The sequence below is a fragment of the Glutamicibacter sp. ZJUTW genome (assembly GCF_008370855.1).
GTDB lineage: Bacteria > Actinomycetota > Actinomycetes > Actinomycetales > Micrococcaceae > Glutamicibacter > Glutamicibacter nicotianae.
This window is the reverse complement of record NZ_CP043624.1, coordinates 153,356-176,485: the sequence shown is the minus strand read 5'-3', so window position 1 is coordinate 176,485 and position 23,130 is coordinate 153,356. Positions and strand designations below refer to the sequence as shown.

Below are 23,130 nucleotides of genomic sequence, written 5' to 3'. Positions count from 1 at the left end.
CAAGCACCACGCGGCCACAGCCAATACCCCGCACCAGCATCAGCCAGCACGTTTTCCGGTATTGAGTCCATTGATATTCCACCCATGAGCAACCCACCCGGACAACACTCGTGTCCAGCATGGGCAACCAATAATGGTTAGCTCCTTAGAAAGGAGGTGATCCAGCCGCACCTTCCGGTACGGCTACCTTGTTACGACTTAGTCCCAATCGCCAGTCCCACCTTCGACGACTCCCCCACACAAGGTGGTTAGGCCATCGGCTTCGGGTGTTACCAACTTTCGTGACTTGACGGGCGGTGTGTACAAGGCCCGGGAACGTATTCACCGCAGCGTTGCTGATCTGCGATTACTAGCGACTCCGACTTCATGGGGTCGAGTTGCAGACCCCAATCCGAACTGAGACCGGCTTTTAGGGATTAGCTCCACCTCACAGTATCGCAACCCATTGTACCGGCCATTGTAGCATGCGTGAAGCCCAAGACATAAGGGGCATGATGATTTGACGTCATCCCCACCTTCCTCCGAGTTGACCCCGGCAGTCTCCCATGAGTCCCCACCACTACGTGCTGGCAACATGGAACGAGGGTTGCGCTCGTTGCGGGACTTAACCCAACATCTCACGACACGAGCTGACGACAACCATGCACCACCTGTGAACCAGCCCCGAAGGGAAACCCCATCTCTGAGGCGGTCTGGCACATGTCAAGCCTTGGTAAGGTTCTTCGCGTTGCATCGAATTAATCCGCATGCTCCGCCGCTTGTGCGGGCCCCCGTCAATTCCTTTGAGTTTTAGCCTTGCGGCCGTACTCCCCAGGCGGGGCACTTAATGCGTTAGCTACGGCGCGGAAAACGTGGAATGTCCCCCACACCTAGTGCCCAACGTTTACGGCATGGACTACCAGGGTATCTAATCCTGTTCGCTCCCCATGCTTTCGCTCCTCAGCGTCAGTAAATGCCCAGAGACCTGCCTTCGCCATCGGTGTTCCTCCTGATATCTGCGCATTTCACCGCTACACCAGGAATTCCAGTCTCCCCTACATCACTCTAGTCTGCCCGTACCCACCGCAGATCCGAGGTTGAGCCTCGGACTTTCACGGCAGACGCGACAAACCGCCTACGAGCTCTTTACGCCCAATAAATCCGGATAACGCTTGCGCCCTACGTATTACCGCGGCTGCTGGCACGTAGTTAGCCGGCGCTTCTTCTGCAGGTACCGTCACTTTCGCTTCTTCCCTACTGAAAGAGGTTTACAACCCGAAGGCCGTCATCCCTCACGCGGCGTCGCTGCATCAGGCTTTCGCCCATTGTGCAATATTCCCCACTGCTGCCTCCCGTAGGAGTCTGGGCCGTGTCTCAGTCCCAGTGTGGCCGGTCACCCTCTCAGGCCGGCTACCCGTCGTCGCCTTGGTGAGCCATTACCTCACCAACAAGCTGATAGGCCGCGAGTCCATCCCCCACCGATAAATCTTTCCACCAACAACCATGCGGTCAAAGGTCATATCCGGTATTAGACCCAGTTTCCCGGGCTTATCCCAGAGTCGGGGGCAGGTTACTCACGTGTTACTCACCCGTTCGCCACTAATCCACCCAGCAAGCTGGGCTTCATCGTTCGACTTGCATGTGTTAAGCACGCCGCCAGCGTTCATCCTGAGCCAGGATCAAACTCTCCATAAAAAAATAAAAAGCCACCAGCAACCCCTTGGAAAAGAAGGGCGAAGCCGATGAAGTCCTGGCGAATAATAAAACACTCGAGAACACTGCACGGGGGTGCAATGCCTCAAGCAAATGTTATGTATTCACCAAATAAAAATATTCGGTATCAACAAACTTGGCACACTATTGAGTTCTCAAACAACAAACACTTACCGGTTCTTTACCCACCATTCCAGGCGGTAATTTCGTCCAGCGTTATATTCATATTCTATAACTTCGAATTCCTGAAAGTCAAATCCATTGTTTGTGATTTGAACCAGTATTCTCAGTTCCCATTCTTTTCAATTCCTTATCCACAAGACTGTGGAAAAACCTTGATTTTCTGGGGTTCTGCCGCCGTTTCACATCCGGTTTTTTGTTCCGTTTTGTTCTCGGCGACAAGGAAAAACTATACACGGGTTTTGGGGGTCCTGCAAATCGGGTGGGTGGTTTTGGCGGGTGACCGTGCACACTTAATTTCGCAACGCCGATTAAAGCGCGAGTTCTAGCGGATCGGTACCCGAAAACATTTCATGCAACGCACGAAAAGACATCTCAAAAACGGAAGCCGACCACCAAGGTGGTCGGCAATCCCTGTACAGCTAGTCTTCGAGGATCTCAGCGTCGATGACCCGTGGATCATCCAGCGGCAACGAGCTGGGCACCACCGTAGGGATTCCCTCGAAGGCAACCGCGGCATTCTCGATCACGCGCTTGGCCATGTACCGATTGCCGACACCGCCGATGGCCGCGCCAACGCCAAACGGAACCAGTCGGCCCATGGTGCTGGCAGCCTGGGTGCCGATGATCTTGCGCAAGAACTTCTTCTGCATGGTGCGCTGCATGGCGGAGTAGATGCTCGTGGACTTGCCGGCACCGAAGGACTTGGCCCAGCCCTGGACCGGTCCTCCGCCGCGGCCTGCGGCTTGGGCAGTCAAGCCGGCAATCATTGAGCTGCCTTCCTCGCCCATCATGATGCCCATAACCAGCACTCGTGACCGATCCGGGTCTTCGATGGCAATGCCGTGCAGTTCTGCCAGGCTCTGCGCATACAGCGCAGAAGCTTCCAGGAAGCCCAGCGTTGCAGCAACGGAAAGGCCCAGCGCCACGCCGGTGCCGACAGCAGGAACGGCTGCGGTTCCACCCACGGCTGCACCGGTGCCGGTAACCACACGCAGGTAATCGCGCTCGACAATGGCTGCCAGCTCGGCTGCCGTGGCTTCCGGGTGCTTCTTGCGCAGCCGCTTGATGTAGGCAAGCACCAGCGGGCGCTGCACGCCGATGCCCTTCATGATGGCATCCTGCACGCCGGAGCGCGGCTTTCCATCCTTGCCAAGCAACGTCATTGAAATCGGATCGTTTTTCATGATGGCTCCAGCTTATCCGCAAGACCCTGAGAGTTGCCGTGAGCGCTCTGCCTTCACACAAGCGTCTTGAAAAATTCCTTGAAACTCCCCGATGCTGGTGAAAGAGTTGGCTTATGAAGAACGCTCAGGCCAAACGGTATAACCATGCCTTGAAAAGCGCCGGGATCTCGGAGCACCCGGTCGCTTTGCTCGATCTCGATGCCTTCGATTCAAACGTGATCGCCCTACGCGAACGGGCCGGCGGCGTGCCGATCCGCATCGCTTCCAAGTCCCTGCGTGTACGCAAGGCGTTGGAGCGGGCGCTCGACGAGCCAGGCTTCCGGGGCGTTCTCTGCTTCACGTTGGCCGAAGCATTATGGCTGGCCAGCCAAGGTTTGAAGGACTTGGTGGTTGCGTACCCGCAAACGGATGCCGAAGCGATCAGCCGGTGGGCGGCCAGCGAGCAGGCCTGCGAAGCTGTCACCCTCATGGTGGATACCGAAGAGCAGCTGGACCTGATCGACAGAATCGCGCCGGGGCACCCGGCATTGAAGGTCGCCTTGGAACTGGATGCCGCCTATTACCCCAGCGGCAATATCCGCATCGGCGCCGCACGTTCGCCGCTGAGCCGGCCGGAACAGGTCGCGGCGCTGGCCGCCGAGGTGCACCGTCGCCGCAACTTCATCCTGGACGGGTTGATGGGCTACGAATCCCAGATCGCTTCGGTTCCCGATGGAGGGTTCAGCCCCAAGGCGCTGATCGCGCGCAAGCTGCGCCAAGCCAGCGCCGCCGAACTGGCCGAGCGCCGGGCCGAAACCGTGGAATTGGTCCGGGAGCTGGGCGAGCTGCGTTTCGTGAATGCCGGCGGCACAGGTTCGGTGGAAAGCACTGTCCAAGAACCCGCTATCACCGAGATTGCCGCGGGTTCAGGGCTGTTCGCGCCCGCGCTGTTCGATTCCTATCGCGCATTCCGACCCGCCCCTGCCCTGTATCTGGGCTTCCCTGTGGTCCGCCGTCCCGATGAGCGAACAGTCACCATCCTCGGAGGCGGTTGGACCGCATCGGGTCCAGCCGGCAAGGACCGGCTGCCAAGAATCGAGCACCCAAAGAAGCTGCGCTATCTGTCCATGGAAGGAGCCGGCGAGGTGCAGACCCCGCTCACCGGCCCCAGCGCACACCGCATCGCCATTGGCGAAACGGTCTGGCTGCGCCATGCCAAGGCCGGCGAACCTGCGGAACGGGTTAATAAGGTGGCGGTGTATTCCAAGGGCAAGATCATCGAGCAGTGGCCCACCTACCGCGGGGAAGGCAAAGCATTCCTGTGAGCACCTTCAAGAACTTCGCGCGCACCGTTGTCGCGCACCCGGCAGCCATCCGCTCCCCGCGCAGCATCGCGGAATTGGCGCAGGTCCTGGAACAGGCCGCCGACCTGGAGCAGCCGGTGCGCACCGTCGGCGCAGGCCATTCCTTCACTCCGCTAGCGGCTACCGACGGCATCTTGCTGAACCTGGATGGCTTCCAGGGAATCGAGGAAGTCGACGCCCTCACCCACGAGGTGACCTTCCGCGCCGGGACCCGGCTATGGCAGATCCCCGCACTGCTCAAGCCCTTCAATCTCGCGTTGGAGAATATGGGCGATATCGACAAGCAATCTGTAGCCGGAGCCATCAGCACCGGCACCCACGGCACCGGCCTGCGATTCAGCGGATTCAGCGGAACGGTCACCGGGGTACAGCTCCTGCTGGCCGATGGCACCCACCTGCGCGCCAATGCTCAGGAGAACACCGAACTATTCGAGGCTTCCCGGCTTGGCCTGGGAGCGCTGGGGGTGCTCACCCACGTGCGGCTGCGCTGCGTCCCGCACTACATGATGCGTGCGGAGGAAATCATCGAACCCATCGGGCTGATCGCCGAAAGCTTCGTCGAGCGCGCACGGGAAGAAGACCATCTGGAATTCTTCTGGTTCCCGGGCACCGGCAAGGCCCAGGTGAAGATCAATACCCGCCTCGACGGACAGGTCCCGGCCGAGCAGCCGCCGGCGGCAGCCCGCTGGCTGAATGATGAAGTTGTCTCCAATGGCGCATTGCAGCTGCTCAGCTCGGTGAGCGCGGCGCTGCCGAAGACCACGCCGGCCTTGGCCAAGGTGGCGTGCGCAGCGTTGCCCGAAAGCAGCCGCATCGCACCGTGGAACGAAGTGTTCACCAGTGCGCGGCGGGTGCGTTTCACCGAAATGGAATATGCGCTCCCGCTGGCCAACTTCGATGAGGCTTTCGCCAGGGTGCGGGCGTACTTCAAGCGTTCGGGAACCGGGGTCTTCTTCCCTGTCGAGGTGCGCACCGCGGCCGAGGATTCCACCTGGCTGGGAACTGCCAGCGGCCGGCAAACTGCATATATTGCCGTGCACCGCTACATTCGCGATCAGGCTCCGGGATACTTTGCAGCCATGGAAGAGATCTTCCGCTCCCTGGGCGGCCGGCCGCACTGGGGCAAGGAGCATACGCTTCAGGCTGGGGAATTGGCTCAGCTCTACCCGAAGTTCAGCGATTTCACGCGGGTTCGCCAGGCTGCCGATCCGGAGGGCAGATTTCTCAATCCGTATCTGCGCAGCTTGCTCGACGCCTAGAATTGGATGTCGGCCCAGATCAGCGGGCTTGATTCCTTCGCGAAGTCGGGGACTGTTCCCGGCAACGCCTGGGAAGTGCTCGGCTGGTTCTCCTTGATGCGGCCCTGGCCCAATACCTGCCAGGTTTCGCTCGGCACCAGGTAGCTGCCCGAATCATTGACAGCGTTCGCGTGCTTGAGTTCCTTGAGGAAAGGGTCAACGCGATCAGCGGAGCCATCTTGCAGGCCCAGTGCACCGGCAATGACAAAGCGGTCTTCGCCCACGCCTTCTGCATGTTCGCCCTCGTCGGTGCGAACATAGTTCTCGCCGGAGAGATAGCCGTCGATGACCTTCAGCTCGTCCATCTGGCGTGCCTTGGCGAATTCCTCATCCTGCGCATCCGGCTGGGTTTGCGTCGCCAGGATATGCACCGGCTCGCCACGGTACTGGATGGGAATGTCCCATAGGCCGGTGCTCATCACGGGGATAGACGCTGCCAGCACGCCGGATAAGTCGGTGTGGTGCAGCATGTCGTTGGCAACGTGTTGCCACTTGAGCTGGGAAACGCTGGTGACCTGCTCTTGGGCGATCGGGTACTTCGACAGCACGACGATCGACCCCTGCTCCGCGAATGCGGCCTGGCCCCACGCGTCCTCGGCGCTGCCGATCACGCCGTCGGCGTTCAAGTCGGCGCCGCTTTGCAGGCCTTTGGAGCCCACCGCCAGATAGGAATACCCGTAGTCCACGTCGGCGCGGTCGTCGCCCAGATTGTTCAGATAGTTCTCATTGAGCGCGTCAACTGCCTCCTGGGTGGCGTCCATATCCGTCAGCACCACCACGTCCGCGTTGGCGCTGCTGATCTTGTCCGCAACCTGGGCTGCCTGCCGGTCGGTTCCGCGCATCAGGGCCGCGGGCAGCTCTTCGGGGGTTTCGCCGGTGAGATTTGCCTGGATGGTTGCCACGCGCAGCGAGGTCTCCGAAAGCTGCGCGGCATTGGCGCCTGCTGGGTCGCCGGGTCCGGTGGGTGCGGCAAGTGCGCCGGTTGCGGGGAGCATCAGAAGTGCCCCTAAACCCAGGCTCGCTGTTCCGACTAATAACTTGCGCACCCATCCACCCTACGACGTTCAGCTACCGCTTTCCAGCACCTTTACCGGATTGTAATGCCGCAGCCGCAGCGGCCTTCTTGTTCGCGGATAGGACTTCTTCCATATACGGGGCACGCACATGCGTGGATACCCGGGCGTCCACCAGGCATACGCCGCGGGCGCCTGCATCAACCCACTGCTGCACGGCGGCGAGGTCTTCCAGCGTGCCAACGCGGATTCCGGTCGCTCCCATGGAGTTGGCAAGGCCGGCAAAATCCACGGTAGGGATCAGCATCGGATCTTCGTGCAGGCCGACGGATCCGTACTGGTGGATTTCCGCACCATAGGCGGAGTCGTTGTAGATGACGATGACGCCGCTTTCCACGGTGCGCACGATCGATTCGAGGTCTGCCAGGCCCATCAGGAATCCGCCATCTCCGGCGGCCAGCACGACCGTGCGGCCTTCCGCCGCCGGGGCCGCACCCACCATGGAGGCGATGCCCAGGCCGATGGACTGGTAGGCGGTTCCCACACAGGCCAGGGAGCGCGCACCGGAAGTCGACCAGTACATCGGACCCCAGCCGATGAAGTGCCCGCCATCCTGCACCAGCACGCGGTTGGCCGGCAGGATGCCCTGCAGCTCGCTGGCCACGCGGCGCGGATCCAGCTGCCCGTCGGAGGCCTGCTCGTCGCCGGCGGGGCGGCTGCGCAGCTCGGACAGGTCAAGGCCTGCGCGCCATGCGTCATCGGCTTGCTCCACGGCACCGAGCAGGTCCGCGGCAGCCAGGGCCGCATCGCCGGCGGCGAAGTAGTCGACGCGCGGATTGGTGGCCGCGCATCCCAGATCGATCTGGATCAGGGTGGCATCGTCTGCCACCAGCTCGCCAAAGCGCATGGTGAACTGGTTCAGCGAGGCGCCGAGCACCAGTACGGTATCTGCCTGCGCGATGATCGCGGCGTTGGCCTCCGTGGAGAACCCTCCGGTGATGCCCAGGTCGAACTCGTAGTCCAGCAGGTCGCGGGCCAGCAGCGTGCCCGAGGTGGTGGCCCCCAGCTTCTGAGCCAGCGCCTGGACCTGCTCGGCGGCATCAATTGCGCCGCGGCCATAGAGGATGTGGGTGCGCTGCGAGGCGTTGAGCTTGGCAGCGATCTGCTCCAGCTGGGTGGAGTTCAGCTGCGGCGCCGGCGGGGTGCTGCGCAGGGAGGCGAAATCGGGAAGCTGCTCTTCGAGGGAATCCAGCGCTGCCAGGTCGTAGGGAATGGCCAGGACCACCGGCAGCTGCTCGCGCAGCGCATGGGCCGCCGCCTCAAGGGCGGTCGCACCCGGGGTGTTGCGGTCGACGACGTAGCGGGGCGCCCGCACCGCGGCATCGATCGCGGCCTGGTCCACGTCCCAGCCGCGCAGGCCCGACGTCGGCGCGTCGCCGGTGACGAACAGCAGCGGGGTCCGCGCCGCGGCGGCCTCGGCCAGGGCAGTGGTGGTGTTGGTGTAGCCGGCACCGTAGGTGGTGGAGGCGATGGCCAGCTTGTTGGAGATGCGGAAGTACGCGTCGGCGGCCGAAACGGCGGCCGATTCATGGCGCACTGCGGTGTAGTCGAAGCCTGCACGCACCGCGGCGTCGAGGAAGTGGGCGTTGCCGTTGCCCATCAATCCGAAAATTCGCGGGGCCAGGGGCTTGAGGGCATGGGCAATGGCAGCTGAAACGCTGGACATTATGGACTCTTTTCAAGAAATCATGCTGAAGAAATTCCATATATGTCTGCCGTTACCGGTTGCTTCACCGCAACGGGTATCGCCCCTTTTGAGAGCGCCGGAACCAGCTGGAGCCGTGTTCCTGACTCACTGATGATAAGGCAGGGACCCTGCTCGGCGCTAGGAGCCAGTCACCGCGACCCGGAAAGTCAGGGAGGCAAACTCCTCCAAAAGTACCATGTACAGCAATCTCCATTCTCGATAAGATCAAGATAACTCTTAGTTGACTTGAACCTTATAAGGCAACCATCGAACCTTATCGAGAGGGAACGCATGCTGAAGTTCTTCGGGATCACCACTGGCGCACCGGCCGGCGGCAAAGTCCGCGCATGGCAGGGCGTGGACCGCAAGCACCGGGGCATCGCCTTCGCCGTGTCGCTGGTGCTGGCATCGGCCGCGTTCCTGGCCGCCCGCTGGCTGCTCTCGGGCCTGCCGCCCGAGCACTCCCTGCCTTATGTTCCCTGGCTTGCCGCCGCGGCCCTGCTGCTCATCAGCACCCTGGTGGCCGAGCGCTCGATGATCAGCAACCAGCCGGCCGAAGCTGGCGGCATCTAGGCGCAAAAAAGCTGGGGGAAAATACGGGCAACCCGTATCTTCCCCCAGCTTCGCGCCAACCGGCTAGGCGTTGCCCAGCCAATCGGCGGCGTCGTTGACCAGCTGCTGAGGCGAGGCCGAAATATCCAGCACCACGCCGCGCTCGTCAGCCTGCAGCTCGTCAAGCGTCTCGAACTGCGATTTCAGCAGCTCCACCGGCATGAAGTGCCCGGTGCGCTCGGCCATGCGCTGGGACAGCAGCTCGAAGCTGCCGTTCAAATGGATGAACACCGTATCCGGCGCCTGCGCCCTGATCTGGTCGCGGTACTTGCGCTTGAGCGCAGAGCACGCAATGATCAGCGGCTTGCCATCCTCGGCGGCCAGCCGCTTGCCGATTTCGCCGAGCCACGGTTCGCGGTCTGCATCATCCAGCGGGATGCCGGCAGACATCTTCGCGATATTCGCCTGCGGATGCAGGGAATCCCCGTCGAGGAACTCCGAGGCGATCCGCTGGCCCAGCAGCTCGCCCACGGTGGATTTGCCGCAGCCGGAGACCCCCATGACCACGATGCGTCCGGCCCCGGTGCCCGATGGCGCCGACAGCGGCTTGTCCATGATCGCCTCGCTCACCAGTCGTGCACCGTGCCGTCAACCAGGCGGTTGTCCGGCAGGTAGGCCTGCTGGTCCGGGTAGGACAGCGCGGCTTCCTCGTTGAACTCGACGCCCAGGCCAGGCTTGTCGCCTGGGTGCAGGTAGCCGTCCTTGAAGGTCATCGACTGCTCGAAGACGGTGTTGGTGGCGTCCGAGTGCTGCATGTACTCCTGGATGCCGTAGTTGTGGATGTCCAGGCCCACGTGCAGCTGGGCGGCGAAGCCCACCGAAGACGGCCTGCGCTTCGGCGACTCGCTGCCATGGGAATCGAGCATCCTAGACTTCTCCGGGATGGCCGTCCGAGTCCTGGGAGATCGGCTCCTCGCTGAATACCATCAAGCAGGTCATGAGCGAGGTCGATGACTCGAGCAAGGTCGTGCTGCACGTGTACTTCCGATGCCATTCGTCATGGACGAGGCCAGCGGCCTGCGCGATGCAGGCGCCATCGTCGTCGGCTTCGGCATGTCCGACACCGCGCTGATGGATAGCCTCTCGGGCAAGTTCGCCCCGCAGGGACGCATGCCGTTCGCGCTGGCCGGCACCCGCGAGTCGATCACCGAGCAGTTCAGCGACTTGCCGGGCTATGCGGAAACCTCTGACGGCGCGCTGTTCGAGTACGGCTTCGGGCTCGGCTACTAGGTAAGAACGTCCCGACAGCACGGGAGGGCTTTGGCTGGCAGATGCGCCAGCCAAAGCCCTCCCGTTTATTTCCTGCCCTTCACTGCCAACCTCAAACTACTGCTATTGGGCTTGGACTTGGCCGGGACTACGGGCTGAGCATTCTGGCGGCGGATAACTCCGTCGTTGCTCGCCTCTCGCCTGCGGCCATCTCCCGTTCATCACCGCGGCTCCGAATGATCGCGTGACGATGCACCAAGAGTCCTCGCCGGAACTCGGACTTCCGCTCGCAAAGTTATCGGGTCAGAGCCTTGTCCCGCTATACCAGCCTTGCCACCACCGCGTCTATGAACTCGGCGGTCCCCACCGGGCTGCGGCCACCTGCCAACCCCGCAAGGTCAGCGGTCATCACGCCGGACGCCACAGTGGCCCGCACCGCAGCTTCAATGCGCCGGGCTGCCTCAACCAGTGCATCGTTTCCATCAAGGGTTCCACGATGCTCGAGGGCCCGGCTCCATGCGGCAATGGTGGCTACGGGGTTGGCGCCGAGTTCTTCTCCCTTGGCCCACCGCTTGTAATGCCGGGCCACGGTTCCGTGGGCCGCTTCGAACAGGCAAGTTTCTCCGTCTTCACCTGCCAGCACCGAAGCCATCAAGCCAGGCGAGCCGAATCCCTGGGCGACGATATCGGCCTGGACATCACCGTCGTAGTTCTTCAGTGCCCAGAGGAAACCGCCAGAACTCTTGATCGCAAAGGCCACCATGTCATCGATCAGCCGATGCTCATAACCGAGCCCGGCCTGGGCGAAGAGGTGCTCGAACTCGGCTCGGTAAACAGCTTCGAATGCTTCGACGAAAGCACCATCGTACTCCTTGAGCACGGTGTGCTTTGTCGAAAAATACAGTGGGAGCCCCAATCGCAGCGCCTGCCGGAAACAGGCCCGTGCGAAGGCACGAACGGAGTCCGTGTTGTTGTACATCCCAAGGGCCACCCCGCCATCGGCTCCGAAGGTTGCGACGTCGTGGATCAGCGGCGCCGAGCCATCGGCAGGAATGAAGCTCAGGCGGAGGCTTCCCGCACCGGACACCTTGAAGTCCGTTGCCTGGTACTGATCGGCGTTGGCATGCCGAGCGACGACAATCGGCGCTTCCCAGCCAGGCACAATCCGCGGCACGGCATCGAGCACGATCGGTTCCCGGAAAATGACACCGTTCAGGGCCTTGCGCAGGGTCGCGTTGGGCGATTTCCATCGTTGGCTCAACCCGTAGGTCTCGACCTGTGCGGCTGTGGGCGTGATGGTCGAGCACTTCACGGCGACCCGATGCTTCTTCACCGCTGCGGCGGCCTGAAGGGTAATGGCATCGGCGGTCGCTTCCCGGTTGGGCAATGACAGGTCGAAGCTGTGCAGGGACACGTCAACGAGGGGCTTGATGATCCGTTCGCGCACCAGGGAGAACATTTCATTGGCCGCCTCGTCTCCGCGGATTTCCACGATCACGCTTGGTTCATTGGCATTTTTCATCGTACGGCCCCTTGGAATTGCGCTTGGGTCTTGGCTAGCAGGTGCGGAATGACCCCGCCTGCCCGGAGCAAGGCCAGGTCCAGTTCTGTTTCGGCAGCCAGGCAGGCTTCGAATTCGAGAATGCGTCCGCCGTAGAACTTGACCTTGACCGGCACCATTGCACGTACCGTGATAGCCGCAGGCTGAACCGAAATTTCGATCAGGTCCTCGACGCGTACCTGCTGCAACTTGGCTTTGGCGTGCTCCGGGACCAGCAGCGGCACCACTCCCATGCCAATCAGGTTGGAGCGGTGGATTCGTTCGAAGCTTCCCGCCAGCACGGCGCGCACACCGAGCAGCCGCTGCACCTTGGCCGCCCAGTCACGTGAACTGCCGGTTCCGTAGCGTTCCCCGGCAATAATGACGGCGCTCTTCCCCTGCTGGCGGTACCTGCCGGCGGCTTCGGTCAACGGGACCACGTCCCCGGTTCCAGCGTGGACAGTATGAGCCACCGGCAGGTTTTCCGCGAGCTGGTTGACGAGATTCTTGGCGTGGAATCCGCCACGCACCATCACTTCGAAATTTCCCCGGCGGGATGCGAAAACATTCAGATCCCCCCGGTCCTCTCCACGCGAGACAAGATAGTCGGCAACGAGCGAATCGGCAGGGATCGCGCTGGCTGGCGAGATGTGGTCCGTGGTGACATCGTCTCCAAGCACCAGCAGCGGGTGCGCAGCAAACTCTCCGAGCTGGCTGCCCTCATCCACCGCGGCGAACGGCGGGCGACGCAGGATGTTGGAATCCTCGCTCCATCGGAATTGGGCACCCTGCGGGGCATCCAGTTTCGACCACAAGACGCTGGTGGTGGCGATCTTGAAGTCGCGTGCGAAGTCCTGCGCATCATGCCCCAGCTCCCACGCCTCTTGGACTTCCTCCCGGGTCGGCAGCAGATCGGCAAGCTTGATCTGCTTTCCGCCGGCTTTCTCCGGAACAAATTCATAGGTCATCAGGTCGACATCGGCGCGCCCAACGAGCGCAAAGGCAACCACCAACGGCGGAGAAACCAGGAATCCCAGGTCCAGGTCCGGGTGGATGCGTCCGGCAAAATTCCGGTTCCCGGAGAGGACCGCGACCGGCCGAATTGCAGCCGAAGCCAGTTCTTGGCTAATGGGTTCGCTGAGCGGCCCGGAGTTGCCGATGCACGTGGTGCATCCAAAGCCCACCACATCGAATCCTGCGTAGCCCAGATCCTCCAGGAGTCCTGCCCTGCGCAGGTAGCTCATGGCCGCCGGCGAACCCGGGGCCAGCGAGGTCTTCACCCAGTGCGGCACCTTCAGACCGTGCTGCCTTGCCTTGCGGGCGACGAGCCCGGCGGCGATCAGCAACTTCGGGTCCGTGGTGTTGGTGCAACTGGTGATCGCAGCCAATGCAATGGCAAAGCGGGGCAGCGCGCCTGCACCTTCCTCGACACCCTGGGCCTCGTTCTCCAGGGCCTGCGGAATCTTGGATATCTCCATCAGATCCTGCGGGCGACGTGGCCCGGCGGCGCTGAGCCTCACATGGGACAGGTCCAGCTCAAGGACGTCGGTATATTCCGGCTCCCCCTGCGGGTCGAACCACAGGCCAGTCGCCCGGTAGTAATCCCGCACGAGTTGGATCTGCTCGCGAGAGCGCCCGGTTTGCGCCAGGTAGTCGAGGACTTGCTGGTCCACCGGGAAGTAGCCAGTGCTCGCACCGTATTCCGGCGCCATGTTCGCAACCACTGCCCTTTCCCCGGCCGACAAGCTGCTCACCCCCGGTCCGAAGAATTCGACGAATTCGCCGCTGGCTCCTCGTTCACGGATGAGATGGGTGATGGTCAGCGCCAGATCGGTGGCGGTAGCGCCCGCCGGCAATTCTCCGGTCAGCCGGAAACCGATGACGTCGGGAATTCGCAACGTGGTGGGCAGGCCGAACATGACTGTCTGCGCCTCCAGTCCGCCGACCCCCCAGCCGAGAACGCCCAAGGCGTTGACCATCGGGGTGTGCGAATCGGTGCCAATCATCATGTCAGGGACGATGAGCGGACGTGAAGGATCCTCCGAATGCTCGAAGTCAGGATGCGCCACAGTAGCCAGCTGCTCGAGATTAAGGGTATGCATGATCCCGGTTCCGGGCGGGTTGACGTTGACCGTCTCCATTGACTGCTGGGCCCATTTCAGGAACTGGTAGCGCTCCTGGTTCCGCCGGTATTCGTGGGCCAGGTTGCGCGGTACAGCATCGCCACGTCCGTAGTCCTCGACGGCGAGCGAGTGGTCGATGGACACCTCGACCTGCAACTGCGGGTTCAATGTGCTCGGGTCGATGCCGACCTCTGCCAATGTGTCGCGCATGGCGGCGATATCGACCAGGGCCGGGGTGCTCGTGGTGTCATGCATCAGGATGCGGTGCGGCCAGTATTCCAGTTCCGCCTCGGATGTGTGCTCCTGCAGCCAATCCTTGAGGTTGGCTGTGGTTCTGGCGCCTTCCTCCAAGCTGGAACGGCGCAAGGTATTTTCCGCCAGCAGCCTGAGCACGACGGGGAGCCGGTCGAATTCAGCTCCCAGGGCCGCCCTCAGATCGGTGGCCGAATAGCTGTTGCCGCCCGATTCGAATGTTGTGGTGCGCCGTTGGTTCTGCGAAGGCATTCGCCTCTCCCCTCATTTTTATAATTTATAAAATCTTACACCAAGGGATTTCGCGCAGTCCACACTTCGTAAAGCGACTAGTCGGAAAGGATAGTTAGGGTACGAATCCCTCCAAAACCGCCTCTCTTGCAAGGGTGAAGCCTCAAGAATCCCCGCTCAAGCCGTTGACATGCCTGAGATCACACTCCTATGCTACCCAATGTTATAAATTATAAATCCCTATGGCTTTGGAGTCGCCATGAGCACCTCACCCAATGCGGTTGAATCGGCGCAGTTCGAGAAACGAACCGTACGCAAGATCACCGGACGGATCATTCCGTTCGTTTTCGTTCTCTACATCGTCAACTACATCGACCGCGCCAATATTGGCTACGCGTCATTGCACATGAACGCCGAGCTTGGACTAACGAGCCAAGCCTTCGGCTTCGCCGCTGGATTGTTTTTCATCGGCTACTTCCTCTTCGAAGTTCCAAGCAACGTAGCTCTGGCAAAATTCGGAGCAAGAGTTTGGATTGCACGAATCCTACTGACGTGGGGCGCTCTCGCCGTGTTGATGGGCTTTGTGCAGAACGACATCCAACTATTTATAGTTCGGTTCCTTCTGGGCGTTGCCGAGGCAGGTTTCTTCCCGGGCATTATCGTGTACCTGAGCTTCTGGTTCCGTTCAAAAGATCTCGTTACCGCCACTTCATTATTCGTGGCTTCCATTCCCGTCTCATACATCATCGCTTCCCCACTTAGCACGTGGATCATGGAATCTGTCGATTGGTTTGGCCTCAGTGGCTGGCGCTGGATGTTCATCCTCGAAGGCTTCCCGGCCGTGCTATTGGGAATCGCTTGCTACTTCGTCCTGACAGGATCTCCAGCAGAGGCCAAGTGGCTAACGCCACGAGAGCGCAACTGGCTGGTCGGAGAACTCGAAGCGGAGCGGGCAGCCGCCTCCGCACATACTCAGCACCTCAGCTTGTTCAAGACTTTGGCCAACAAGAAAGTCCTTTATCTGGGCATCATCTACTTCGTGTATCAAGTTGGAAGTCTCGGCGTTGGCTACTGGCTCCCGCAAATTATCAAGTCGTTGTCGGATACGCTCACTGCAATGCAAGTTGGGTTCATCGGCATGATTCCATATGTAGTCGCGACCGTTGCGATGATTTGGTGGGGACGCCATTCTGACCGAAAAGCCGAACGTAAACTGCATTGCTACCTGCCCATGGGTGTAGCAGCTCTTGCGATGTTCGCCGCGGCAATCTTCCAATCACCTGTCCTAGTAATTTCGTCGATCACCATCGCCCTGGCTGGGCTTTATGCATTCAAGTCGCCATTTTGGGCGGTGCCAGGCCAGTTTCTCTCAGCAGCGACAGCAGGAACAGCAGTTGCCGCAATTAATTCCATCGGAAATCTAGGTGGTTTCGTCGGACCTTACGCACAAGGAATCATGATGGAAGTTGTCGACGATCCAAGGGCTGGCCTGTACCTCTTTGGTTTCCTTCTGGTACTTTCCACCGTGATGATGTTCCTGATTAAGCTTCCGGCCACAGGCAAGCGCGGCGGGGTTCGAGTCACCGCCGCCGGACACAGAACCACTGCCGCATCCTCAGACTCAGGACGGAGCAGCAACAAATGACCCGGAAATTCGCCTACGTCGGCACGCGTACCACCGAACGGCGCGGACATGGCAATGGCATCTACGTTTACAGGGTTCTCGGGGATCACCTCTGGTCCCTCGAGCAAACGGTCCGCGCGGTGAACCCTGGATTTCTCGCGCTGAATGAAGGTCACCAAGTCCTCTACGCAGCCAGCGGCGATCATGACTATTTGACCACCTACAAAATAGGCGACAACGGGCATCTCGAAGAGCTTGGGCGGATCCCCAGTGGCGGAATCAATCCTGCGCACATCACGCTGGACCCTTCCGGTCGTTGGCTATTGGCCGTAAACCACAGCTCTGGTTCATTGGTTGCGTTCCCGGTTGCCGCTGACGGCTCGCTAGGACCCGAATCATCTCGCCTTGATTTCATCGGGGAGCCCGGGCCGCACCGCACCGACCAAACTGGATCCAAACCGCATCACATTGCGTTCAGTCCTGACGGTCGGTGGTTCGTGGTTCCTGACAAGGGTCTGGATCTGGTTCATCTTTGCCACCTCGATCCATTGGATGGCAGGCTGTCATTGTCTGATTCCTTGCGTTCGACGAGCATGTCTGGGCCACGGCACGCAGTCTTCGGCAACAATTCGACGATCTATGTGCTCAACGAGTTATCCAATACTGTCGCGTGCTACCGTCGCGACCACGAGGCCGATCAATGGTCGCTCGTCCAGTTATTGCCCACGATGCCGGATACAGATACGCGTGATTCGCGCGCCGCGGAAATCCTGCTGACATCTGATGGCGAAAAGGTGCTGGCCACAAATCGAAGCGGTGCAGGAGACCATACGCCCGGCGGCCCTCAGCCTGACACAATGGCCTGTTTCAGCGTGCAAACTGACGGCACCTTGAGATCGGATGGCCACATTTCGACCGCTGGCATCCGGCCGCGTTTCGCCATGCAGGATTCAAACGGTCAAATTCTCGTGGCAAATGAAAAATCCGACCAGATTATCGGCCTCCGCCACTCAGATCCGCTCGCTAGCCCCAACGTAATCGCGAACGTTCCGTCACCGGTTTGCGTCGTCTTGGCCAGCGACTAACATTTATAAAAAGGACGTTGCAATTTGTAAGATTTCCCGACCATGTCCCTCGACATTCTGAAAGAGGCCAATCGTGAGCCAATCTGCGCTGACCAAAAACGCCTATGCCTACCAGAGCGTCAGGGAATTGATCATGAGCGGGGAACTGCCTCCGGGTGAAGCCTTGGCGCAATCGCAGCTGGCAGCCGACCTCGGCGTCAGCCTGACCCCGATGCGCGAAGCGCTGCGCAAGCTGGAGGCCGAGGGCCTGATTACGATCGATGCCCACCGCAACGCCAAGGTTGCGCCGCTGACCGCCAAGGAGGCGACCAACCTCTTCCAGGTGCGTGAACGGCTGGACCCAATGGCCGCAGCACTGGCAGCCACCCACCGCACCGAAGGGGACATCGCCCGCATGAAGGCGGCGGCCGAGAAGATGCGTCCCTTGGCGCAGAATCCCGACCTCGCAGCGCTTGCCGCGCACCGCGAATTCCACCGGTCAATCTATGCCGCCTCGCACAACGACCTGCTGATCGGCATGCTTGAATCCCTCTGGGACAAGGCCGACCGCTACCGCCAAGTGGGCTTGTCCGCCCGGAAGGACTCGGCCGCGGACAAGAAGCGCGTGGCCGCAGAGCATGAACGCATTCTCCAGGCAGTGATTGCGGGAAATGCAGCCAAAGCCGAAGAAGAAATGGCCCGGCACGTCCAAGGGAGCCTCGGCCGCAGGGCGATTGATGCCTTGGGCCCCGAAGCCCCCTAGCCCCGAATACCCCCGGCATCCTAGATGCCGGGGGTATTTTCATGCCCTCCTCCAGCACCTTGACATGACACGGGTCACAACTTAGGGTCATTAACTATAATTTATAATTTGTAATATCTGACCGCGTCTTTTCACCCGGTCGCGAAAGGATCAGAATGGCTCTTGAGGACACCCGGCGGCGCACGGCCCTCCCGCCGCCCCTGCGAACAGCACTTCGTTGCTTGGCCCTCTTGGCTGGCGCCGCGGTGGTTGCCGGGGCGGCCTTCAATGCGGCCAGTGGCGGCAACGGAGATAACGCACGGGCCCAGCTGACCCTCATCGCCCCGGCAGGCGCCGGGGGCGGCTGGGATGGGGCGGCCCGCGAGGCCCAGCAGGCCATGCGCGCGCAATCAATCGTCAACAACGCCCAGGTCGTCAACGTCCCCGGCGCCGGCGGCACCATCGGACTGAACAAATTCGCCGGCGTGGATGGCGAGAAGTCCAGCCTCATGGTCATGGGCATCACCATGCTCGGAGCCATCAACATCAACGGCTCGGAAACAACCATCGAGGATGTCACCCCGATTGCCCGGCTCACCGATGACTATGACGTCTTGGTGGTGCCCGCCGACTCCCCCTATGACTCGGTGGACGAACTGGTCGCCGACTGGGCCGAGGATCCCAATTCCTTCGCCTTCGGCGGCGGCTCTCTGGGCAGCGTCGACCAGATGATCATCACCCAGCTGGCCCAGCAGGCCGGCATCAAGCCCACCGCGGTGAACTACATCGCCTATTCAGGCGGTGGCGAACTGGCCACCAGCCTGCTCAGTGGAACTATCAAGGCCTCGGTCTCCGGCTGGGTGGACTTCGCCGACCAGATCGAAGCCGGAAAACTCAAGGCGCTGGCGGTGTCCGCCCCCGAACCGGTTCCAGCCACCGGGGTACCCACCCTCAAAGAGCTGGGCTATGACATCGAGCTGACCAACTGGCGTGGAATCGTCGCACCTCCCGGCCTGAGCGACGAGAACGTCCAAGAGCTCCAGCAGATCGTCGCCGAAACCGTCAAAACCCCCGAATGGGCCGACGCCTTGGAACGCAACCAGTGGGCCGACACCTTCCTGACAGGACCGGAATTCGAGGACTTCCTCGAATCCGAACGCAAAAGCGTCGACGCCATATGGAATGAGCTCGGCTACTAGCCCCGAAGATATTGGAGACACCATGACCATTCTGGTCGGATACACCCACACCGCCGAGGGCGCCGCCGCCCTGCGGCATGGCCTGGCCGCCGCCGAACTGGCCCGCACCGAAGTTGCGCTCTTTCCGCTCTTCGCCCTCAACGGCGAGAGGTGGCCGAGCGCGGAACTCGCCTCGCAACTCCAGGGCAAGGCCCGCTTCGTCCAGCCTCGCGCCAATTCTCCGCGTGCGGCCGACGAACTGGTCGACCTGGGCAATGAACTGGATGCCCAGCTGATCGTCATCGGCGTACGCTCCCGCTCGCGGGTAGGGAAAATGCTGATGGGTTCCGATGCCCAAGCCGTGATCCTCGGCGCCAGCATCCCGGTACTGAGCGTCAAGGCGGACGACGATGAGCACTGAAACTGCCCTTCAAGCCGCACCCCGGACCTCTCGCGGCACCGGGCGCAGCGGACTGGTCCTGCCGGGAATCCTGGTGCTGCTGGGAATCTACCTGAGCGTCGGCATCATCACCATGGAGGTGCCGGACGGCGCCAAGCACCCGGGACCCAAATTCTTTCCGATCCTGATCACCGTCGCGATCTTCGTTCTGTCAGCGCTGCTGGCCGTGCAATTGGCACGCACCCCGGAACCGGTACCCGCCGATCGGCACGGATACCGAAGCTACTCCGACTGGAAAACCGTGGCACTGGTCGCCGCAGGCTTCCTGGCATTCGCCCTGCTCTTGGTTCCCGCCGGCTGGCTGATCAGCGCCAGCCTCCTGTTCTGGACCGTTGCCTTCGCCCTGGGCAGCAAGAACCGCGCCAGGGACCTGGGCATCGCCGTGGTTTTCTCCTCCGCCATCCAGCTGGCTTTCGGCGCGGCACTCGGCTTGAACCTGCCTAGCGGCATCCTGGAAGGACTGGTCGGCTAATGGAATCGATGAATCTGCTGCTTGAAGGCTTCGGCCAGGCGCTGACCCCGATGAACCTGCTCTGGGTGTTCATCGGAGCCCTGCTGGGCACCGCCGTGGGCGTGCTTCCCGGCCTGGGATCCTCCATGGCCGTGGCATTGCTGCTGCCGATGACCTTTTCGCTCGATCCGGTCGGCGCCTTCATCATGTTCGCCGGAGTCTACTTCGGCGGGCTTTTCGGCGACTCGACCATGGGCATCCTGATGAATACCCCCGGCGGTTCCACAGCCATTGCCACTACCTTCGAAGGCCACCGCATGGCCAAGGACGGGAGGGCGCCGCAGGCACTGGCCACCAGCGCCATCGGCGCGTTCGTCGGCGGGCTGATCGCCACCACCCTGGTGGTCTTCTTCGCCCCGAAGCTGGCGGAAATCGCCGTGTTCTTCGGGCCGGCCGAATACTTCGCCCTGGCGATCTTCGCATTCATTGCCACCGCCTCGGTGGTCTCCGATTCGGCACTGAAGGGCCTGGCCTCGCTCCTGGTGGGCTTGGCCCTGGCCGTGGTCGGCATCGACGGCATTTCCGGCGCCTCGCGCTTCACCGCGAATGTGCCCCAGCTTTTCGACGGGGTGAGCATCATCGTGATCACCGTCGGAGTGCTGGCCCTGGGCGAAGTGCTGCATGTGGCCTCGCGCATCCACCGCGATGAGAAGCTGACTGCCATCTCCGTGGCTGGCCGCCCATACCTTTCGCGCTCCGAAGTGCGCGAGGCGATTCCCGCCTGGTTGCGCGGCACCGCTTTCGGCGTGCCCTTCGGAGTGATCCCGGTAGGCGGCGCCGAGGTGCCGACCTTCCTGGCCTACGGCACCGAACGGCAATTGGACCGCAAGCGCCGCCAACCCAAGTTCGGCACCGGCGCGATCCGCGGCGTGGCTGCCCCGGAAGCCGCGGGCAATGCCACCAGCGGCACCGCCATGGGCGCACTGCTGGCTCTGGGACTCCCCACCTCGGCGACGGCCGCAATCATGCTCGCCGCCTTCCAGCAATACGGCCTGCAGCCCGGCCCGATGCTTTTCGAGCGCAACGCCGATCTGGTGTGGGCGCTGCTGGCCAGCCTCTTTGTCGGCCTGGTGATGCTGCTGGTGCTGAACCTGCCCTTTGCGCCCATGTGGGCGAAGCTGCTGCTGATTCCCAAGCCGCATCTGTTCGCCGGCATTACGGTGTTCTGCGGGCTGGGCGTCTATGCCACCGGTGCCTCGGTGATCGACCTGCTGCTGGTGCTGGCCATCGGCTTCGTCGCGTTCTTGATGCGCCGCTACGGATACCCGCTGGCTCCAGTGATGATCGGCGTGGTGCTCGGCCCGCTGGCTGAAACCAGCCTGCGCAATGCGCTGATGTCCAGCGGCGGCGAACTTTCGATCCTGCTCGGTTCGGGGATCACGATCACCCTGTATGCGCTGCTGGCGGCGATGATCGGCTACAGCCTGTGGCGCCGGATCGCTTCCCGGCGCCGCCAGGACGTGTAGCTGCAATGCTTCGGGACCGCCCGGCCAGGACCGCTCCTGGCCGGGAGCGGTCCTGGCCGGGATTCCCCGGCTACCGACCGATTCCGTGGCTGGCCGCATAGTCCTGCGCACTGAGCTGCCCCAGGCGCGAACGGCGCCGTCCGTAGCCCAGGTAGAGCGCCACGCCGGCGATCATCCAGATGATGAACACCAGCCAGGTGTGCCAGCCCAGCTGGCTCATCAGGAACAGGCAGGCGAAGATGCCCAGGATCGGGGTGACCGGATACAGCGGCAGCTTGAACGTCCGCGGGGCCTGCGGCTGCTTGCGGCGCAGGTAGATCACCGAGGCGCCGACCAGCGCGAAGGCGAACAGCGTGCCGATGCTGGTGGCGTCGGCCAGCGCACCCAGCGGGATGAACCCGGCGGTGATCGCCACCAGGATGCCGGTGATCCAGGTGCCGGCGACCGGGGTGCCGGTGCGGCGCGAGACCTTGGAGAACACCGGCGGCACCAGCCCGTCGCGCGACATGGCCAGGAGGATGCGGGTCTGGCCGTAGAGCACGGTCAGCACCACCGAGGCGATGGCCAGCACGGCGGCCACGGCGAAGGCCAGCACGAAGATCGGCTGGCCGGTCAGGTCGCCGACGATCTGCACCAGCGGCGCCTGGGCGCCTTCGAACCAGTTCCATTCGCGCGCGCCGATCGCCGAAACTGCCACCAGCACGTAGGTGATGGTCACGATCAGCATCGAGAGCATGATGGCCCGGGGCAGATCGCGCTTCGGGTTCTTCGCTTCCTCGCCAGCCGTCGAGGCGGCGTCGAAGCCAATATAGGAGAAGAACACGCTCGATGCCGCCGCGGTCACGCCGGCCGCGCCCATCGGCAGCAGCGGCTCGAAGTTGCCCGCGTTGAAGGCGCTGAAGGCGACGACCGAGAAGAAGATCAGGATGCCTGCCTTGATGGCCACGACGATCGAGTTCACGATGGCCGATTCGCGCGCCCCGCGCACCAGCAGCACGGTGGCCAGCACGACGACGATCAGCGCCGGCAGGTTCACCACCCCGCCCTCGGCCGGGCCTCCAGCCAGCGCCGCAGGCAGCTCCATGCCGAAGGCGCGCAGCGTTTCATTCACGTACTGGCCCGCGCCGACGGCCACCGCGGCCACGGACACGGCGTATTCGAGCACCAGGCACCAGCCGCAGATCCAGGCGATACCTTCGCCCATGGTCGCATAGGAATAGGAGTAGCTGGAGCCGGACACCGGGACCATGCCGGCCATTTCGGCGTAGGACATCGCCGAAAGCAGCGCGGTGATGCCGGCGATCACGAACGAGATCCAGATGGCCGGACCGGCGATCGGCACGGTATCGCCAAGGATCACCAGGATTCCGGTGCCCATGGTGGCGCCGACGCTGATCATGGTCAGCTGCCACATGCCCAGGGTGCGGCGCAGTTGGCCTGCTCCTGCATTGGTTTCTGCCTCGGCGATCATATTCGTGATCGACTTGCGGCGGCGCAGCTGCGCACCCAGCAAGGTGGCCGGGCCGGCGCTCACGGATGGTTTGCGATTCATCGCGGATCCTCAATGGGGTGGTATTGCCGCCGCGCCCCGTCCCAGGATGCGGACGGGCGCTGCGCGTGGAAGTTCTGAACTGGAATATCATGTCACGGCCCGATCC

At 62.1% G+C, this 23,130-nt stretch carries 18 protein-coding genes, 1 rRNA gene and 1 pseudogene; 11 read left to right on the top strand and 9 right to left on the bottom strand.

The window, feature by feature from the left end:
* Positions 1-149: 149 nt before the first annotated feature.
* Both F0M17_RS00840 and F0M17_RS00835 read right to left on the bottom strand, forming a co-directional pair.
* A 16S ribosomal RNA gene (locus F0M17_RS00840) occupies positions 150-1,674 on the bottom strand.
* Positions 1,675-2,294: 620 nt separating this feature from the next.
* Positions 2,295-3,059: a hypothetical protein gene (locus tag F0M17_RS00835; protein ID WP_121865955.1), complete on the bottom strand. Its 765-nt coding sequence runs from the start codon at positions 3,057-3,059 to the stop codon at positions 2,295-2,297.
* Between the two features lie 113 nt (positions 3,060-3,172).
* Between F0M17_RS00835 and F0M17_RS00830 the strand changes: the two genes are divergently transcribed.
* Positions 3,173-4,363 carry an alanine racemase gene (locus tag F0M17_RS00830; protein ID WP_149596130.1) on the top strand — a complete coding sequence of 397 codons (1,191 nt, stop codon included), beginning with the start codon at positions 3,173-3,175 and terminating at the stop codon, positions 4,361-4,363.
* Positions 4,360-5,661 carry a D-arabinono-1,4-lactone oxidase gene (locus F0M17_RS00825; RefSeq protein ID WP_246857103.1) on the top strand — a complete coding sequence of 434 codons (1,302 nt, stop codon included), beginning with the start codon at positions 4,360-4,362 and terminating at the stop codon, positions 5,659-5,661. The genes F0M17_RS00830 and F0M17_RS00825 overlap by 4 nt, the downstream gene beginning before the upstream one ends.
* Here the strand turns inward: F0M17_RS00825 and F0M17_RS00820 are convergent.
* Together F0M17_RS00820 and F0M17_RS00815 are read right to left on the bottom strand one after the other, a co-directional pair.
* A complete protein-coding gene (locus tag F0M17_RS00820) occupies positions 5,658-6,695 on the bottom strand; it encodes an endonuclease/exonuclease/phosphatase family protein (RefSeq protein WP_121865953.1) in 1,038 nt (345 codons plus the stop codon). The two genes, F0M17_RS00825 and F0M17_RS00820, sit on opposite strands and share 4 nt — an antisense overlap.
* Positions 6,696-6,768: 73 nt before the next feature.
* Positions 6,769-8,439 (bottom strand): thiamine pyrophosphate-binding protein, encoded by a 1,671-nt coding sequence (locus tag F0M17_RS00815; RefSeq protein ID WP_149596129.1) that lies wholly within the window; start codon positions 8,437-8,439, stop codon positions 6,769-6,771.
* A 312-nt stretch (positions 8,440-8,751) separates the two neighbouring features.
* Between F0M17_RS00815 and F0M17_RS00810 the strand changes: the two genes are divergently transcribed.
* The gene (locus F0M17_RS00810; protein WP_038993635.1) at positions 8,752-9,033 is read left to right on the top strand and encodes a hypothetical protein; all 282 of its coding nucleotides are present in this window, start codon (positions 8,752-8,754) and stop codon (positions 9,031-9,033) included.
* 63 nt (positions 9,034-9,096) lie between these two features.
* On the opposite strand, the gene F0M17_RS00805 is transcribed toward F0M17_RS00810, so the two are convergent.
* Complete coding sequence (locus F0M17_RS00805) at positions 9,097-9,642, bottom strand: gluconokinase (RefSeq protein ID WP_244213537.1); 546 nt, start codon at positions 9,640-9,642, stop codon at positions 9,097-9,099.
* Positions 9,639-9,896: pseudogene (locus F0M17_RS00800) on the bottom strand (enolase C-terminal domain-like protein); the annotation flags it as partial. The gene F0M17_RS00805 and the pseudogene F0M17_RS00800, both read right to left, overlap by 4 nt.
* A 163-nt stretch (positions 9,897-10,059) precedes the next feature.
* Here F0M17_RS00800 and F0M17_RS17550 point away from each other — a divergent pair.
* The gene (locus tag F0M17_RS17550; protein WP_210416677.1) at positions 10,060-10,302 is read left to right on the top strand and encodes a hypothetical protein; all 243 of its coding nucleotides are present in this window, start codon (positions 10,060-10,062) and stop codon (positions 10,300-10,302) included.
* A gap of 298 nt (positions 10,303-10,600) precedes the next feature.
* Here F0M17_RS17550 and F0M17_RS00790 read toward each other — a convergent pair whose 3' ends face one another.
* Complete coding sequence (locus F0M17_RS00790; RefSeq protein WP_149596128.1) at positions 10,601-11,803, bottom strand: NADP-dependent isocitrate dehydrogenase; 1,203 nt, start codon at positions 11,801-11,803, stop codon at positions 10,601-10,603.
* On the bottom strand, positions 11,800-14,448 hold the full coding sequence (acnA, locus tag F0M17_RS00785; RefSeq protein WP_149596127.1) for an aconitate hydratase AcnA: 2,649 nt from the start codon (positions 14,446-14,448) through the stop codon (positions 11,800-11,802). The genes F0M17_RS00790 and acnA overlap by 4 nt, the downstream gene beginning before the upstream one ends.
* Before the next feature lie 238 nt (positions 14,449-14,686).
* On the opposite strand from acnA, the gene F0M17_RS00780 reads away from it, so the two are divergent.
* From F0M17_RS00780 to F0M17_RS00750, 7 genes are all read left to right on the top strand, one after another.
* Positions 14,687-16,072 carry an MFS transporter gene (locus F0M17_RS00780; RefSeq protein ID WP_149596126.1) on the top strand — a complete coding sequence of 462 codons (1,386 nt, stop codon included), beginning with the start codon at positions 14,687-14,689 and terminating at the stop codon, positions 16,070-16,072.
* Complete coding sequence (locus F0M17_RS00775; protein ID WP_149596125.1) at positions 16,069-17,136, top strand: lactonase family protein; 1,068 nt, start codon at positions 16,069-16,071, stop codon at positions 17,134-17,136. Before F0M17_RS00780 ends, F0M17_RS00775 begins: the two co-directional genes overlap by 4 nt.
* A gap of 73 nt (positions 17,137-17,209) precedes the next feature.
* A complete protein-coding gene (locus F0M17_RS00770) occupies positions 17,210-17,878 on the top strand; it encodes a GntR family transcriptional regulator (RefSeq protein WP_246857102.1) in 669 nt (222 codons plus the stop codon).
* Positions 17,879-18,033: 155 nt separating this feature from the next.
* Positions 18,034-19,056, top strand: coding sequence for a tripartite tricarboxylate transporter substrate binding protein (locus F0M17_RS00765; protein WP_149596123.1), 1,023 nt, complete (start codon positions 18,034-18,036; stop codon positions 19,054-19,056).
* Positions 19,057-19,078: 22 nt separating this feature from the next.
* Positions 19,079-19,456 carry a universal stress protein gene (locus tag F0M17_RS00760; protein ID WP_168201916.1) on the top strand — a complete coding sequence of 126 codons (378 nt, stop codon included), beginning with the start codon at positions 19,079-19,081 and terminating at the stop codon, positions 19,454-19,456.
* Positions 19,446-19,967, top strand: coding sequence for a tripartite tricarboxylate transporter TctB family protein (locus tag F0M17_RS00755; RefSeq protein WP_149596121.1), 522 nt, complete (start codon positions 19,446-19,448; stop codon positions 19,965-19,967). The genes F0M17_RS00760 and F0M17_RS00755 overlap by 11 nt, the downstream gene beginning before the upstream one ends.
* Positions 19,967-21,472 carry a tripartite tricarboxylate transporter permease gene (locus F0M17_RS00750; RefSeq protein ID WP_149596120.1) on the top strand — a complete coding sequence of 502 codons (1,506 nt, stop codon included), beginning with the start codon at positions 19,967-19,969 and terminating at the stop codon, positions 21,470-21,472. Before F0M17_RS00755 ends, F0M17_RS00750 begins: the two co-directional genes overlap by 1 nt.
* A 70-nt stretch (positions 21,473-21,542) precedes the next feature.
* Here the strand turns inward: F0M17_RS00750 and F0M17_RS00745 are convergent, their stop codons facing one another.
* Positions 21,543-23,024 carry an amino acid permease gene (locus F0M17_RS00745; RefSeq protein ID WP_149596119.1) on the bottom strand — a complete coding sequence of 494 codons (1,482 nt, stop codon included), beginning with the start codon at positions 23,022-23,024 and terminating at the stop codon, positions 21,543-21,545.
* Between the last annotated feature and the right edge of the window lie 106 nt (positions 23,025-23,130).

Excerpts from the sequence above, each read along its gene's own strand:
- F0M17_RS00835 (WP_121865955.1), bottom strand. The coding sequence starts at position 3,059 with ATGAAAAACGATCCGATTTCAATGACGTTGCTTGGCAAGGATGGAAAG.
- F0M17_RS00830 (WP_149596130.1), top strand. The coding sequence starts at position 3,173 with ATGAAGAACGCTCAGGCCAAACGGTATAACCATGCCTTGAAAAGCGCC.
- F0M17_RS00820 (WP_121865953.1), bottom strand. The coding sequence starts at position 6,695 with ATGCTCCCCGCAACCGGCGCACTTGCCGCACCCACCGGACCCGGCGAC.
- F0M17_RS00815 (WP_149596129.1), bottom strand. The coding sequence starts at position 8,439 with ATGTCCAGCGTTTCAGCTGCCATTGCCCATGCCCTCAAGCCCCTGGCC.
- F0M17_RS00810 (WP_038993635.1), top strand. The coding sequence starts at position 8,752 with ATGCTGAAGTTCTTCGGGATCACCACTGGCGCACCGGCCGGCGGCAAA.
- F0M17_RS17550 (WP_210416677.1), top strand. The coding sequence starts at position 10,060 with ATGCCATTCGTCATGGACGAGGCCAGCGGCCTGCGCGATGCAGGCGCC.
- F0M17_RS00790 (WP_149596128.1), bottom strand. The coding sequence starts at position 11,803 with ATGAAAAATGCCAATGAACCAAGCGTGATCGTGGAAATCCGCGGAGAC.
- acnA (WP_149596127.1), bottom strand. The coding sequence starts at position 14,448 with ATGCCTTCGCAGAACCAACGGCGCACCACAACATTCGAATCGGGCGGC.
- F0M17_RS00780 (WP_149596126.1), top strand. The coding sequence starts at position 14,687 with ATGAGCACCTCACCCAATGCGGTTGAATCGGCGCAGTTCGAGAAACGA.
- F0M17_RS00775 (WP_149596125.1), top strand. The coding sequence starts at position 16,069 with ATGACCCGGAAATTCGCCTACGTCGGCACGCGTACCACCGAACGGCGC.
- F0M17_RS00765 (WP_149596123.1), top strand. The coding sequence starts at position 18,034 with ATGGCTCTTGAGGACACCCGGCGGCGCACGGCCCTCCCGCCGCCCCTG.
- F0M17_RS00760 (WP_168201916.1), top strand. The coding sequence starts at position 19,079 with ATGACCATTCTGGTCGGATACACCCACACCGCCGAGGGCGCCGCCGCC.
- F0M17_RS00755 (WP_149596121.1), top strand. The coding sequence starts at position 19,446 with ATGAGCACTGAAACTGCCCTTCAAGCCGCACCCCGGACCTCTCGCGGC.
- F0M17_RS00750 (WP_149596120.1), top strand. The coding sequence starts at position 19,967 with ATGGAATCGATGAATCTGCTGCTTGAAGGCTTCGGCCAGGCGCTGACC.
- F0M17_RS00745 (WP_149596119.1), bottom strand. The coding sequence starts at position 23,024 with ATGAATCGCAAACCATCCGTGAGCGCCGGCCCGGCCACCTTGCTGGGT.